This window comes from Plantactinospora sp. A48, from assembly GCF_055793945.1.
The window spans coordinates 65,451-79,388 of the sequence record NZ_JBTIXF010000023.1; the positions used below are offsets into that span (position 1 = coordinate 65,451).

Here is a 13,938-nt window from a genome sequence, read left to right on the forward strand (position 1 = left end):
ACCGTTAGGAAGGGCCCCTTCCGATACCGAAACCGATAACAGGGGGCCCTTCCTTTCCGGTCAGTCGCCGGTGGTGGCGGCGGCGTCGATGGCGGCCAGCAGGTCGGCCAGGGCGTACCCGCCCTCGTGCCGTACTCCGTTGACGAAGAACGTGGGCGTCCCGTTCACGCCGCTGCGGATGCCGCCCACGAAGTCCGCGCGCACCCGGTCCAGCCAGTGGTGCGCGTTGACCTCGGCGGACAGGGCGTCCACGTCGACGCCTGCCTGCTGGGCCCCGAGCGACAGGTGGACCGGGTCGAGTTGCTCCTGATGGTCGAACAACCAGTCGTGTACTTGCCAGAACCGGTCCCGGCCGCCGGCCGCCTCCGCCGTCTCGGCCGCCATCTCGGCGTACGGGTGGACGTTGACCACGGGAAAGTGCCGGAACACCAGCCGTACCACGTCCGCCCGCTGGTGGAGCACGTCCCGCAGGCTGGCCGCGGCCTGGCCGCAGTGCGGGCACTGGAAGTCGGCGTACTCGATGATGGTGACGGGAGCGTCGGCCGGACCGCGGACATGGTCGGCCGGATCCACCGGCACCCGCAGCCGACTCACCGTCACCTGCAGGGGCGTGTTGCCCATGCCGGCACCCGCGATGGCGGGGTCGTCCCGACCAGTCATGGTCCGATGCTGGTCCCGGCGCGGGTGATCCGGGATCACCCGGACCGGGTGGAGCGGCACCCGGACGTCGGGTCAGAGCGAGACGATCAGCTCGTTCCGGACGTCCGTGACCCCCGGGGCCGACCAGGCGACGCCCTCGGCCTCCCGCCGTTCCAGCCGGGAGTGGACGGAACCGCGCAGCGTGACGGCACCCTCGCGTACCTCGATGTCGATCCGGTCAGCGTCGGCCGCCACGGTACGGACGAGGGCGCTGAGCAGCCGGCGGTGCAGCTCCTCGGCGCTGGGCCGCACCCGGGGCATCACCCGGACGCCGTTGGTCAGGCCGACCACCCCGGTCAGCCGCCGGACCGAACGCTCCGCCGCGCGTCGCTGGTACTCCCATTCCACCTCACCGCGCAGCACCACCCAACCGTCCGAGACGGTCACGTCGAGGTCGTCGACCGGTACGAAGGCGTCCCACTCCAACGCCCGCCGTACCGAGGTGGCCAGCTCGGCGTCGCTGCGGTTGTCGGTGCTGTTCAGCCGCACCTCGATGTCGTTGGCGACCGCGAGCACCCCGGACAGCCGGTGCGCGGCCCGTTCGGCGGCCCACCGTCGGGCGTAGCTGTCCACCCAGCCGGTCAACGTGACCACGCCGTCGGAAACCACCACGCCGATCTCGTTCGGCCGCAGTTGGGGATCGAAGTCCAGTTCGGCCAGGACGTTCCGCTGGAGGTCCTGGTCGGCCGTCGCCGTCACCATGGGTCGCTCCTTCCGGTGGACGGTTCCTGATCACCGGCCGGCTCGCGTCGCGCCGGTCGCGTCCGCGGCGGCGCACCGGGCCCGCCGTACCACGAGTGTTCCCGGCACGGCGGTGAGCCGACCTCACCCGGCGTGGATGAGGGATGTTTCGGCGCCGTTTCCGCCGGGTCGGATGTCCGGCACGACCCGGACGGGCGACGTCGTGGGGTGTCACGATGATCCCGTTCGGTGCCCGACGGCGTACGGCGCCGGGGCGGGTGCCCGGACCCTCGGCAGTCCGGAGGTGACGGATGGACCGGCAGGCGGCGGCCCTCTTCGCGGGCATCGTGGTGACCGGATTCGGCCCGGCGCTCTGGATCGGCAGCCTGCTGTACCGGCCGGTTCCGGCGATGCGGCCTCCCGCGGCGGAGGCGAGCTGGTCCGGGACCGGGCCGCCAACGGTCCGGATCGGTACCTCGGGTGGTTCCGGCGGTGCGTCGCGGCCCGCCGACGCACCGGGGCCGGGGGGCGACGGATCCGTCAGCCCGACGGCGCCGAGGCCGATGCCGGTAGGGCCGCCCGATCCGGCGCCGGGCGGCGTCACATCCGGCCCGCCGACCTGGCCGCCGGCCAGCTCGACCGGCGGACCGACCGGCACCGCGAACCCGACGGACGGTGTCGGCCCGCCGTCGCCGACGGGTTCCTCCGCCCCGGAAACCGCGCCGGTGACCAGCGCATCGGCGTTACCGGGGCCGAGCCGGGGAACGGACGGCAGCCCCACCCCGTCGGCCCCGGCGTCGTCGCCGGCGGTCCCGGCTTCCGGTGGTACGCCTGACCGCGCGTTCGCGGGTTGGCGTGTCCTCGCCTGATCCTCAGTTGTCGCGGGCGACCGGTGACCCCGGACGGTCCACGTCGACGAACTCGACCTGATCGGTCGACCCGAGGGCGGTGTTGTCCCTGGCCATGGCGGTCCGTGCCGCCGTACCAGCCGCCCAGCCGATGGCCACGCCGACCAGGCCGGCACCGATCAGGTACGCCCAGGGCAGGCCGGGGCGCCGGCCGGCGAGCGCGTCGAACGCCCGGCTGGCGCGTTGCCATGCCTCGTCCGCCACCGACCCCACCCGGTCCCGCGCGTCGTCGGTCAGCCCCGCCGTCGCGGACCGGGCCGACTGAGCGGTGTCCAGCGCGGCGTCACGGACGGTCTCTCCGGCCGAGTTGACCGCGGCGACCAGATGTTCCCACGCCTGGTCGGCGATCCGCTCGGTCCTGCCCCGGCGGTCCAGCAGGTTGGTTCCGAACATCGGTGGTCCCTCCTCGGCTGCCGAACATCACTGACCACATCGGACAGATGTGTCCGGCTCGGCGCAGTTGCGATTACCTTCCCCGAGGTGCCCCCGTGGGCCCGGTGGCAAACTCGCGATCACGCCTCGTGATCGCATCTTGCCGTACCGCTCGATCACGAACGGTCAGGATATCAGCACGCCCCGTCGCGGCTGGCCGATGCGGACCGCCCGTCGACCGGCGCGTTGACCGGCTCGCGAGTGACGCGGGCGACTCGTGGTGAATGCCACTGCCGGGTCTTTGCCGTGGTCAGCGGCGGTGGGCCGGGCTATTCGACTGGCGGGGTGGCGTGGGACGGCTAGGGTGGGATGCCGCGGCCCAATCGGAGCGAGGGCTCCGGTGCGCCGTGGTGAAACGTTGGGTGAGTTGCCCGGAAATGTCCGGGTAATTCCCTCTGGCCGCATAGATTGCTCGGCCGGAGGGGTGGCGACCGGAGCCGGCGAGGAATACGCTCGGTCGCGGCCCGCGTACTAGAGGCGCCCGGTACGGGCGAGTGGAGGTGCTCGCGTGAGCCTGTCGATCAGCACGTCGATACTGCCCGGTGGAATCGTGGAAATCTCGCCCGAAGGGGAGATCGACGTCGATACGGCGTTTGAGGTGCGCGAAGCGGTGGCGGGCGTGTTGGCCAAGGGCCGACCCTCCCGGATCGAGCTCAACATGCGTCGGGTCACGTTCATCGACTCGGTCGGCATCAGCGCGATGGTGGGCGGCTTCCAGATGGCCGAGGTCAGCGGCGTCAAGCTCGTGGTGACCGAGCCGAGCAGGTTCGTCCACCGCCAGCTGTGGGTGACCGGCCTGCTCGGGCTGTTCGGCGCCCCCGAGCCCTACTTCGCGGGCGCCAGCGCCTCCGAGGCGCCCCTGCCCGGGGTCTGAGCGGGCCGTCCGGCCGCCTTCCGGCCGTCGCCTGGGATCCCGCTCTTCTTCGCGTCCCGCCGGCCCTGGCCGGTGCCCGGCGTCCGGCGTCCCCGAGGGGTGCGGCCCCACGGCTTGAAGCTGGACAGTGCGGTCATGAAGATCAACAGGCTGGACGAGACCGTCGGCGCTATCACCAGGTCCGCGCGGTCGCGTGCCGTCGCGGCCGCCCCGGCGTCGGCGAGATGCTGGACCATCGGCACCAGCAGGAACAGCACCAGCAGCAGCATCGCGGTGGTCAGCACCAGCTTGGCGACGACCCACTTGTAGCGCAGCACGCCCCACGGGGTGACCAGCCCGCTGAGCAGTCCGATCACCCAGACCGCCACGGACAGCGGCGCGAACAGCACCGTCGCGACCAACCGGGCCGCCGGGTAGACCACCGCGTGATCCGCCCCGACCAGCCCGGCGATGCCGAAGGTCAGCAGGACGAGGTCGGCACCGAGCCAACCGACCGAGGTGACCACGTGGGCGGTGAGCAACGCCTTACGGGCGCGTGGCGAGATCCTCATGGTGCCGATGCTGCCGGGCGAGCGGGCGCCCGTCGTGGTGCCCGAAGCGGATTCCGGCGTACGACACCGGACGTACCCGGCGGTGGCCGGTCACGGCCGGTGCCCCGGCCCGGAGGCGGGCCGGGGACAGCCAGAGTCAGTATTCCGACAGGTGCACGTGGTTGGTGTGGTCGCTGGACGGGTCGCCGTTGCCGCCGCTGTACGCCTTCCAGCCGCTGCTCGGCAGCCAGATCTGCCTGAACCAGATCACGTACAGCACGCCCAGCCGGCTGGCGTTCTTGATGAAGTACGCGGCCAGGTTGTTGCCGTACGTCTTGTCCGAACCGGTGGCGACGCCCTCGAACCCGCCCTTGGCGGCCGCGAAGTCGCAGGCCCGGCCCTTGGGATGTTCGCCGGATCCGCCGCTGCGGTAGCACGAGACGAAGTGGTTGAAGCCGGCCGCCTTCGCCTCGTTCATCGCGTGCAGGGTGCGCGGGGTGATGCATCCCGAGGTGGTCGGGTCGTTGACGCTGCACGACTCGGGTGGCCAGGATCCGTCGGAGTTGCGGGGCGCGGGCTTGGCCACGGCCCGGGACGTGCCACCCGTACCCGTGGTGCTGCCGCCACCACCGGAGACCGCGAGGGCCCGCTCGGCCTGCTGCTTGCGCTTGGCCATCACGGCGAGCTGGGTGCGCTGCTCACCGATCTCCTTGTCGATCGCCTCCTTGGCCCGGGTCTCCTGATCGCGCGTGTCGAGCAACGCCCGTAGCTGCCGGTCCTCGTTGCCGGCCACCGCCTGGAGCCGGGCCGCCGAGTCGATGAAGCCGTCCGGTGAGGTGGCGTTGAGCAGGGCGGTGACCGGCCCGAGCCGCCCGGTGCGGTACGCCGCCCCGGCCAGCTCGCCGACGGTCTGGCTGCGCATCTCCACCTCGCCGGCGAGTTCACCCAGGTGTCTGGCCAGGTCCTTCTGGCGCTTGGTGGAGTTGTCGAGCTTCGCCCTGGCGTCCAGGTAGCCCCGGGAGGCGGCGTCGAGCTGCTCCCGGAGGCTGGCCGATCCGCCCTCGTTGTCGGTGTCGCCAGGCGCGGCCCGCAGGCCGGCGATCGGTGCGGCCCGCAGGCCGGCGAGCGGCGCCGCGGCGGCGGGGGTGGGGGACACGGCGAGCGGCAGTGCCGCCGCCAGGAACGCCGCGAGAATCGCGACGGTACGTCCAGCAGGTGCCATGAAGCGTCCTTCCGTCAGCCGCCGACCGGGTTAGCTGACGGGTTCGGGACGGAAGATCCCTACCGCGGTTGCGCGGATGCACCCCTGGTACGTGGTTCCCCGGCTCGCCCGAGGGCGATTAGGCGGCGGTTTCCGCAGGCACCGGTGGGCGCCTCCCGGCGGAAACCGGAGCCGAGTTTACGGCCGGTGGGCCGAGGTGGCTCCGTCGACACCTCGATGTCTTGGGGTAATTGTCAGAAAAGTCCACCTGGACAGCCGAAACTTAAGGGTCCCCTAATCACCAGCCGGCGGAGCCACAGCCGTCCGGTCGGGCGGCCGGCTCCACCTGCAACGTGGCGTGTTCGATCCGGAACTCCTCGTGCAGGGCGATCCGGGCCGCCGTCAGCACGTCACCGACCTCCGTCTCCGGCCGCAGCGTCAGGTGGGCCGAGGCCACCTCCATGCCGGGGGTCAGCGTCCAGACGTGCAGGTCGTGTACGTCGGCGACGCCGGGTAGCGCGCACAACCGGGCCCGCACGGCCGGCACGTCCAGGTGCTCGGGTGCGGCCTGCACCAGGATCCGGACGGCGGCCCGCCCCAGTCGCCAGGTGCGGGGCAGGATGAACAGGCCGATGCCCACCGCCACCAGCGGGTCGGTCCACCACCAGCCGGTCAGCGCGATGGTGCCGGCGGCCACGATCACCCCGACCGAGCCGAGCAGATCACCCAGCACCTCGAGGTAGGCGCCCCGCACGTTGATGCTCTCCCTGGCGCCCGCGCGCAGCAGGCCGAAGGCGGCGATGTTGGCCGTCAGCCCGAGGAACGCCACCACCAGCATCGGGCCGGGTCGCACCGGTGACGGGTCGCCGAACCGGCGGATGGCCTCGGCCAGCACGTACAGCGCCACGCCGAACAGCAGCACGGCGTTGGCCAGCGCCGCCAGCACCTCGAGGCGGTAGAGGCCGAAGGTCCGCTGCGGGTCGTTACCGGCCCGCCGGCCGGCGGTGATGGCCGCCAGTGCCATGCCGATGCCGAGCACGTCGGTGAACATGTGCCCGGCGTCGGAGAGCAGCGCGAGGGAGCCGGTGAGCAGCGCGGCGACCGCCTCGACCACCATCAGCGCGGCGAGGATGGCGAATGCCGCCCACAGTCGTCCGCGGTGCCGGTCCGCGGCCCGCAGCACCTGTCCGCCATGGTCGTGCCCCGCGCCCACCTGACCACCCTCCGTCACCGGTCACCCTCCCAACCCAAGCTATGCTCACATTGCTATATATGCAACTGGCACCTGGACCGCGGGCCGGACCGTCGGCGGCGCTGTGAACGTGGTCCTCGGCTGACCGGGCGAGGGTCAGGAGGTGAGCGTGATGGTGGTGAGGCGTTGGGTGGCCCGGGAGAGGGCGACGTACAGGGTCCGGATCCCGGCCGGGGAGTCGGCCCGGATTCCCGCGGGGTCGACCAGCACCACCCCGTCGTACTCCATCCCCTTGGCCTGCACCGCGTTGACCACCTGCAACCGTGGTCCGGACAGCTCCCGCAGCCAGTCCGTCACCTCGTCCCGGCGCGGTACCGGGGTGATCACCCCGACCGTGCCCGCCACCTCGGTCAGCAGCTTGGCGGTGGCCTCGACCGTGGCGGCCGGCAACTCGTCCGGGCGGACGGTGCGGGCCACCGGCGGGACACCGGTGCTGCGTACGGCGGTCGGCAGCACCAGGTCCGGATCCAGCTCCCGGATCACCTCGGCGGCCACCGCGAAGATCTCGGCCGAGTTCCGGTAGTTGGTGGACAGGGTGTACTCGTGCCGCTGCCGCCGCCCCAACGCCTTGTCCCGGGCCCGGACCAGCTCCGCCGGGTCACCGGTCCACGCCGTCTGCGCCGGGTCACCCACCACGGTCCACGAGGCCAGCCGGCCCCGTCGACCCAGCATCCGCCACTGCATGGGCGAGACGTCCTGCGCCTCGTCGACCACGACGTGCGCGTACTCCCGGTAGTCCTCGTCCCGCCGGACCGTCTCGGCGCGGGCCGCGCGCTCCCGGTCGGCGTACGTGCTGACCTCGCGTACCCCACCCGCCACCAGGAACGGGTCGCGACGCTTGCGAGCCGGCCTCGGTGGCCGGCCCATCAGCTCGTCCAGCTCGTCCAGCAGCGCCACGTCCGGGATGGACGGACCCTCGGCGTCCAGTTTCCGGTACGAGTCGACCAGCAGCTCGGTCTCGGCCGGGGACAGGAGGCCGGCGGTGTACGACCGCAGCCGCGCCGGATCGGCCAGCCAGGCCAGCACGTGCCAGGGGTGCAGCCGGGGCCACCAGGCGCGGATGAAGTCCCGGAAGTCGGACCGCTCGGCCAGCTCGTCCTCGAACTCGCGCCGCCCGGACGGACTGCCGCCCCCGGCCTCGCGGGCCTGCGCCCAGAGCGCCGCGAACAGGCCGTCGATGCCGGCCCGCCGTACCTCGTTGCGACGCGCCCCGCGCGGCAGCGCCCGATCGCGGATCCGGTCCAGCTCGTCCGCGCGCAGCCGCAGCAGCCGTCCCCGGTACAGCAGACGCAGCTCGGTCGGCCCACCGGGTACCGCGTCCCGGGCCGCGCGTTCCAGCACCCGGCGCATCCGCAGCGACCCCTTCACCCCGGTCACCGGCGCGGGTTCGGTGCGGGTGGCGGTCAGGCCGACGACCATCGAGCCGAGCGAGTGCAGGGTGGCGGTGTCCTCGCCCAGCGAGGGCAGCACCGAGGAGATGTAGTTGACGAACACCCCGGAGGGGCCGACCACCAGCACCCCGCCGCCGGCGAACCGGGCGCGGTCCGAATACAGCAGGTACGCCGCCCGGTGCAGCGCCACGGCGGTCTTGCCGGTGCCCGGTCCGCCGGACACGATCGTGACACCGGAGGCGGGGGAGCGGATCGCCTCGTCCTGCTCCCGCTGGATGGTGGCCACGATGTCCCGCATCCCGGTGCCGGTGACCCGGCTCAGCGTGGCCAGCAGCGCACCGTCGCCGACCACCCGCATCCCGTCGGGTGCGGCCGTCGGGTCGAGCAGGTCGTCCTCGATCCGGGTCACCCGCTCGGCGCTGGAGGAGATCATCCGCCGGCGTACCACCCCCTGCGGGTCGGCGGCGGTGGCCTGGTAGAACGCCGCGGCGGCCGGTGCGCGCCAGTCCACCACCAGCGGCTCGGAGTGCTCACCACGTACGCCGAGCCGCCCGAGGTGCAGCACGGAGGAGTCCCGCAGGTCGAGCCGACCGAAGACCAGCCCCTCGTGTTCGGCGTCCAGCACGTGCCGACGCCGGGCGGCGTGGTAGACCATCGCGTCCCGCTCGACGAGCGCGCCGAAGTTGCCCACCCCGGCCAGCCGGTAACCCTCCCGCTCGGCTCGGGCGGCCGACTGGCGCAGTTGCGCCAGCCGGGCGTACACCCGGTCCAGGTGCCGCTGCTCGGCGGCGATCTCCTGTTCGAGGATGGTGCGGTCGGTCAACGTGCGGGCTCCTGACGGCGGTGGGCGGCGGGCCGGATCGCGCGCGGGCGCCGATCGGGGACCGATCAGGATACGTCGCCGCCCCGGGCCGGCCGCGTCCGAGGGGCCGCCTCGGCGTGGCCGGCGCCGGTCCGGACCTTGGGCGCGGCTCCACCGCCGGCCGTGCCGCCGGCGCCGACCGGGGTGCCGGTACCGGCCGTGGCGGCCGGGACGCGGGCCTTCGGCGCGGAGCGTCGTACCGCCCGGGCCGGGCCGCGTCGGCCGGTACGACGCCGGGCGGGCGCCGCGGCCAGGGCCCGCCGGACCACGCCGAGCAACGCGGCGTTGACCTCGGCCGGGCGTTCCATCATGAGCATGTGACCGGCACCCGGGCAGACGGTCAACTCCACCGCCGGCAGGGTCCGGACGATGGATTCGGCGCACGGCGGCGGGGTCAACCGGTCCCGGTCGCCGACCAGCGCCGCGATCGGTACGTCGGGCAGCCCGGCGAGGGTGTCCAGCCGGCGTTGCGCCCCGATCGAGGCGCGGAAGCCACCGATCGACCGCAGTGACGCGCGGGCCACCGCCGAGGTGGTCAACCGGATGTCCGTCGGCTCGCACCGGTCGCCGAACAGCAGCCAGCGCAGCGTCGGGCGCAGGGCCCGGAGCAGGGCGTGCGGCGGTCGGAACGTCCCGCACCGGGCCAGTACGCCGGCGCCGGTGGTCTCGGCCAGCCGGATGAGCCGGGTGATCCGTGGCGGCAGGCCGTACGCCGTGTGCGCGTGGCCCTCGGCCGTGGTGGACACGAGGACCAGCCCCGCGACCCGGTCGGCGAACGCGGTGGGGTGCCGATGGGCGTACTCCAGCACGGTCATCCCACCGAGCGAGTGGCCGGCGAGGATCACCGGACCGGCAGCGGTCAGCTGGTCGAGCACCTCGGCCAGGTCGTCGCCGAGCCGTCCCAGAGTGGCCCCGCACAGCGGGGTGCGGCCGGACCGACCATGCCCGCGCGCGTCGTAGCTGATCACCCGGACGTCGGGACCGAACTCGGTGCGCAGGGCCGCCACCTGACGGTGCCAGATCCGCCGGTCCAGGGTCCAGCCGTGCAGCAGCACGACGGTGGCCGGGGCGTCCGCCGGGCCGGTGATCTCGACGTGCAGGTCGACCCCGTCGGTGAGCGCGACCCGGAGCACCGTGTCCGGGCTGCCCCGGCGCGTCCCGGAGCTGGCCTGTTCCGGCATGCCGCCTCCCCATCGAACTGGGACGTTGCATCTACCCGCTCGGCGGGGGGGACGAACCGGCGAAGTGAGAAGACTCGCAACCCGCTTCCCGGTTGGGGGGTTCAGGCGCCAAGCTGTTTAGATGTCGACGCGATCGAGCGATCCCACCCTCGTGCCGGGAGAGCGTCCTTCGAGTATGTCCCCCGGGTCCGTCAGTTCGCGGACCCCGGCGGCGGCACTGGCCGATCTGCTCGCCGGGAACCAGCGGTTCATCAGCGGCCAACCGATACACGGGCACAACGTCAAGGCGGCCGCGGCCGCCTCCGGTGGCCAACAGCCAGGTGCGGTGGTGGTGGGCTGCATCGACTCACGGGTGCCACTTGAGGCGATCTTCGACCAGACATTCGGGTCGATGTGCGTGGTGCGGTCCGGCGCGCACGTGCTGGACCAGGCGGTGCGCGGGTCCATCGACTTCGCGGTGACCGCTCTCGCGGTGCCGCTGGTCATGGTGCTCGGACACGAGCGGTGTGGTGCGGTCGCCGCCACGGTGGGCGCGTTGCGCAGCGGCGAACGGCCGGACGGCGCCCTGGGATATCTGGTCGACGAGATCGCCCCGGCGGTCCTGGACGTGGGCCTGGACGACCCGGACGTGGCCTCCGCGGCCACCCGCCGGCACATCAGTCGGACCGTCGCCGAGCTGGCCTCCCGGGAGCCGCTGGCGGCTGCCGTGGCCGCCGGGTCGGTTGAGGTGGTCGGGGCGATCTACGACCTGGACACCGGCCGGGTGGATCTGCTCGGCTGAGCCCCGACCACGCCGAAACCGCCGAAACATACCGAAAACGCCCCGTCGCGCGGAAGCGCGGCGGGGCGTTTCAGGTTCGTCGCGGGATCAGCCCCCGAAGACGCCGGCCTCGACCAGCCGCTTCTCGGTGGTGTCCCAGCCGTCCGACGGGTACGCGGCGGCGAGCCCGTTCAGCTCGGCGCGGATCTTGGCAGCGTGCCCGGCGCCGGCCAGCGACCGGATCTCCTCGACGAAGGCCTCGGAGTCGGTGCGCAGGTGCGCGGTCTTGCCATTGGTCAGGTTGCGCACGTAGGCGTGCTTGCCGCCGTTGAGCGGGATCAGGTACTTGAACTCACCGAGCACGCTCAGGGCGCCACCCTGGCCGGCCTGCCCGGCGCGGACGGATGCGCGCGCGGTCTTGGAGGTGTTGTTCGCCACGGGGGTACTCCTTGCAGACGTACGGGAGGACGAAAGTCCGGGGACGGGGGCGACGGGCCGCCGACGCGGTCACCTGCGGTCACCTGCACGGAACACCGTTGCCGGATAGGCGCAGTCGCCAGAGTTGCCTGAGGGGATGCGTGGCGGCACAGGCCGCCAACTCAACTTTACACGACCCTCATCACCGGCCGGATGCCATGCTCCGACTTCGCGACCGACACAGACGGCAACCACGGCTACCGGTCCGGCTATTCCGACCAGCCGTACGGCACGATCACCCGGTCTCTCCGGTACGAGTTTTCCGATTCGCTGGCGCATCACCGACAACAACAGTCATCATGTGACTCAGTGTCCACCAAGTGATCGAGGTCGTAGGGGAAGACGCACCTCGCTCACCCGGGAGGTCACCGTGCCAACGCGTGGCGTCGTATACGTCCACTCGACCCCGCTCGCCGTGTGCCCGCACGTCGAGTGGGCGATCGCGCGCGTCCTCACCGCGCCGGTCAACCTGCACTGGAGCGAGCAACCGGCCGATGCCGGCGCTCGCCGGGCCGAGTGCGGGTGGTCCGGCCGCCCGGGGACCGGCGCGGAGCTGGCTGCTGCCCTCCGGCAGTGGCCCATGATCCGTTTCGAGGTCACCGAGGAACCCAGTCCCGGCCTGGACGGCGAGCGTTTCATGTACGTACCGGGGCGTGGACTGCACCGCTCGGCGATGGGTGCCGCCGGTGACATCCAGCTCGGCGAGGACCGGCTCCGGTCGATCATGGCGAGCGCGCGTGCCCCGGAGGCGCTGGCGCACGCGCTGGACAAGGCGCTCGGCACGGCGTGGGACGCGGAGCTGGAGCCGTACCGGTACGCCGGCGACGGCGCTCCCGTGACGCTCCTCACCCGGGTGGGTTGACCCCGGGCCCGGTGGGCGGAAAGGTCAAGTTGCCCCGATCCCGGGCCGCCTGCTGGAATGGACCACGTGTCGTTTCCGCAGCGCCGGTCTCTCGCCGCCGTAGCCGTCCTCACGACCGCCCTCGGCCTGGCCGGGTGTGGTCACGAGGCGGTCCGATCCACCCCGACTCCGGCGGCCACCGCGAGTTCCGCCGGTTCGACAGCCGGCCCGAGCGCCGGGGCGTCCGGCGCCGACCCGGCGGCCCGGGCCCGCGAACTGGTCGGGTCGCTCGGTGACGAGGATCTCGCCGGCCAGGTGCTGATGCCGTACGCCTACGGTGACTCCGCGACCCGGGTCTCGGCCGGCTCGGCCGCCGGAAACCGCAAGCTGGGTGGCGTGGACACCCCGGCGGAGATGATCGCCAGGTACCGGCTCGGCGGGTTGATCCTGGTCGGGTTCTCCGCCGACGACCCGACCGGCGCGAACCAGGCAACCACGAACGTCGACCGCCCGGCCCAGGTCCGGGACCTCACCGGCGGCCTCCAGGAGGCCGCCGGGAAGCTCCCGGCCGGGAAGGCGCCGCTGCTGATCGGCACCGACCAGGAGTACGGCGTGGTGACCCGGATCAAGAGCGGGGTGACGATCCTGCCCAGCGCCATGGCGGCCGGCGCGGCGGCCGACCCCGGGCTGACCGAGCGGGCGTGGGCGGCGGCCGGCCAGGAACTGGCGGCGCTCGGCGTCAACGTCGACTTCGCCCCGGACGCCGACGTGCTGCGCGCGCGCAGTTCGGTGATCGGGTCCCGGTCCTACGGCGCCGACCCGAAGGTCACGGCGGCCCAGGTCAGCGCCGCCGTACGCGGTTTGCAGGGCGCGGGGGTGGCGGCGAGCCTCAAACACTTCCCGGGACACGGCGGCACCTCCGCCGACTCCCACTCGAACCTGCCGGTCCTCACCCAGGACCGCAGGGCGCTCGACACGGTCGACTTCGTGCCGTTCCAGGCCGGTATCGCGGCCGGCGCCGATCTGGTGATGTCCGCGCACCTCGACGCGCGGGCCATCGACCCGGGCACCCCGGCCACCTTCTCGCACAAGGTGGTCACCGAGGTGCTGAAGGGTCAGCTCGGTTTCACCGGCGTGGTGGTGACCGACGGGATGAACATGGCGCCCGCCGAGAAGTGGCCGGCCGGCGAGGCGGCGGTACGGGCGCTCAAGGCCGGTAACGACCTGCTGCTGATGCCGCCGGACATCGGCGCCGCGTACGGCGGGATCCTGGCCGCGCTGCGGGACGGCAGCCTGCCCCGGGAGCGGCTGGTGGACGCGGCCACCCGGGTGCTCACGCTCAGGTTCCGGCTCGCCGGCCGGACCCCGCCGGCCATGTCGACACTGGCCACGGCCGAGCACCAGGCCGCGGCCCGTCGCCTGGCCACGGCCGCCGTCACCCAGGTGCGCGGCGACTGCGGACCGCTCGCCGGGCCGGTCCGGGTCACCGCGGCCAACGGCCGGGAGAGCACCCGCCGGTTGCTGGTGGATGCACTACGGGCCGCCGGGGTCAAGGTGGTCGACTCGGGCGGCGCGGTCGTACACCTGGTCGGGTACGGCGACGGAACCGGCGACCTGCGCGCGGGCGCGGCGGTGACGGTGGCCATGGACACGCCGTACCTGCTGGCGAAGGCCGACTCGAAGCGCCTGATCGCGACGTACTCCTCCAGTCAGGCGTCGATGGCCGGGCTGGCGGACGTGCTGGCCGGCAGGGCACGGCCCGCCGGTCGGTCCCCGGTGCCGGTGTCCGGCCTGCCCGCCACCTCCTGCGGCTGACCCCGGGCGGGTCGCCCCGGCGGGATCGGCGGCG

12 protein-coding genes, 1 pseudogene and 1 riboswitch are annotated in these 13,938 nt (G+C 73.0%); of the genes and pseudogenes, 4 read left to right on the top strand and 9 right to left on the bottom strand.

Annotation, left to right across the window (positions count from 1 at the left end; all coding sequences use genetic code 11):
• Positions 1-60 precede the first annotated feature (60 nt).
• The 3 genes from ACXN5W_RS14645 to ACXN5W_RS14655 all read right to left on the bottom strand — a co-directional run bounded on the left by ACXN5W_RS14645 (position 61) and on the right by ACXN5W_RS14655 (position 2,681).
• The gene (locus ACXN5W_RS14645; protein ID WP_473158817.1) at positions 61-660 is read right to left on the bottom strand and encodes a DsbA family protein; all 600 of its coding nucleotides are present in this window, start codon (positions 658-660) and stop codon (positions 61-63) included.
• A 72-nt stretch (positions 661-732) separates the two neighbouring features.
• On the bottom strand, positions 733-1,401 hold the full coding sequence (locus tag ACXN5W_RS14650; RefSeq protein WP_473158818.1) for a BON domain-containing protein: 669 nt from the start codon (positions 1,399-1,401) through the stop codon (positions 733-735).
• 851 nt (positions 1,402-2,252) lie between these two features.
• Positions 2,253-2,681, bottom strand: a complete 429-nt coding sequence (locus tag ACXN5W_RS14655; RefSeq protein ID WP_473158819.1) for a hypothetical protein — start codon at positions 2,679-2,681, stop codon at positions 2,253-2,255.
• 547 nt (positions 2,682-3,228) lie between these two features.
• Here ACXN5W_RS14655 and ACXN5W_RS14660 point away from each other — a divergent pair.
• Entirely contained in the window at positions 3,229-3,594 is a 366-nt protein-coding gene (locus ACXN5W_RS14660; RefSeq protein ID WP_473158820.1) for an STAS domain-containing protein, read from the top strand.
• Here ACXN5W_RS14660 and ACXN5W_RS14665 read toward each other — a convergent pair.
• The 5 genes and pseudogenes from ACXN5W_RS14665 to ACXN5W_RS14685 form a co-directional block, all read right to left on the bottom strand.
• Complete coding sequence (locus tag ACXN5W_RS14665) at positions 3,546-4,145, bottom strand: hypothetical protein (protein WP_473158821.1); 600 nt, start codon at positions 4,143-4,145, stop codon at positions 3,546-3,548. The two genes, ACXN5W_RS14660 and ACXN5W_RS14665, sit on opposite strands and share 49 nt — an antisense overlap.
• 136 nt (positions 4,146-4,281) lie before the next feature.
• Positions 4,282-5,346, bottom strand: a complete 1,065-nt coding sequence (locus tag ACXN5W_RS14670; RefSeq protein ID WP_473158822.1) for a coiled-coil domain-containing protein — start codon at positions 5,344-5,346, stop codon at positions 4,282-4,284.
• 3 nt (positions 5,347-5,349) lie between these two features.
• Positions 5,350-5,481: riboswitch (cyclic di-AMP (ydaO/yuaA leader) on the bottom strand.
• 142 nt (positions 5,482-5,623) lie between these two features.
• A complete protein-coding gene (locus tag ACXN5W_RS14675; RefSeq protein WP_473158842.1) occupies positions 5,624-6,538 on the bottom strand; it encodes a cation diffusion facilitator family transporter in 915 nt (304 codons plus the stop codon).
• 135 nt (positions 6,539-6,673) lie between these two features.
• On the bottom strand, positions 6,674-8,791 hold the full coding sequence (locus ACXN5W_RS14680) for a HelD family protein (protein WP_473158823.1): 2,118 nt from the start codon (positions 8,789-8,791) through the stop codon (positions 6,674-6,676).
• A gap of 272 nt (positions 8,792-9,063) precedes the next feature.
• Positions 9,064-10,011 (bottom strand): annotated as a pseudogene (locus ACXN5W_RS14685) (alpha/beta fold hydrolase); the annotation flags it as partial.
• 175 nt (positions 10,012-10,186) lie between these two features.
• Here ACXN5W_RS14685 and ACXN5W_RS14690 point away from each other — a divergent pair.
• On the top strand, positions 10,187-10,792 hold the full coding sequence (locus ACXN5W_RS14690; protein WP_473158824.1) for a carbonic anhydrase: 606 nt from the start codon (positions 10,187-10,189) through the stop codon (positions 10,790-10,792).
• 87 nt (positions 10,793-10,879) lie between these two features.
• Here ACXN5W_RS14690 and ACXN5W_RS14695 read toward each other — a convergent pair whose 3' ends face one another.
• Positions 10,880-11,209, bottom strand: a complete 330-nt coding sequence (locus ACXN5W_RS14695) for a hypothetical protein (protein WP_473158825.1) — start codon at positions 11,207-11,209, stop codon at positions 10,880-10,882.
• Between the two features lie 409 nt (positions 11,210-11,618).
• Between ACXN5W_RS14695 and ACXN5W_RS14700 the strand changes: the two genes are divergently transcribed.
• Both ACXN5W_RS14700 and ACXN5W_RS14705 read left to right on the top strand, forming a co-directional pair.
• A complete protein-coding gene (locus ACXN5W_RS14700) occupies positions 11,619-12,110 on the top strand; it encodes a DUF3145 domain-containing protein (RefSeq protein ID WP_473158826.1) in 492 nt (163 codons plus the stop codon).
• Between the two features lie 57 nt (positions 12,111-12,167).
• On the top strand, positions 12,168-13,904 hold the full coding sequence (locus ACXN5W_RS14705) for a glycoside hydrolase family 3 protein (protein ID WP_473158827.1): 1,737 nt from the start codon (positions 12,168-12,170) through the stop codon (positions 13,902-13,904).
• The last annotated feature ends 34 nt before the right edge of the window (positions 13,905-13,938 follow it).

Coding starts and splice junctions, on each gene's coding strand:
- ACXN5W_RS14645 (WP_473158817.1), bottom strand. CDS start 660: ATGACTGGTCGGGACGACCCCGCCATCGCGGGTGCCGGCATGGGCAAC.
- ACXN5W_RS14650 (WP_473158818.1), bottom strand. CDS start 1,401: ATGGTGACGGCGACGGCCGACCAGGACCTCCAGCGGAACGTCCTGGCC.
- ACXN5W_RS14655 (WP_473158819.1), bottom strand. CDS start 2,681: ATGTTCGGAACCAACCTGCTGGACCGCCGGGGCAGGACCGAGCGGATC.
- ACXN5W_RS14665 (WP_473158821.1), bottom strand. CDS start 4,145: ATGAGGATCTCGCCACGCGCCCGTAAGGCGTTGCTCACCGCCCACGTG.
- ACXN5W_RS14670 (WP_473158822.1), bottom strand. CDS start 5,346: ATGGCACCTGCTGGACGTACCGTCGCGATTCTCGCGGCGTTCCTGGCG.
- ACXN5W_RS14690 (WP_473158824.1), top strand. CDS start 10,187: ATGTCCCCCGGGTCCGTCAGTTCGCGGACCCCGGCGGCGGCACTGGCC.
- ACXN5W_RS14705 (WP_473158827.1), top strand. CDS start 12,168: ATGGACCACGTGTCGTTTCCGCAGCGCCGGTCTCTCGCCGCCGTAGCC.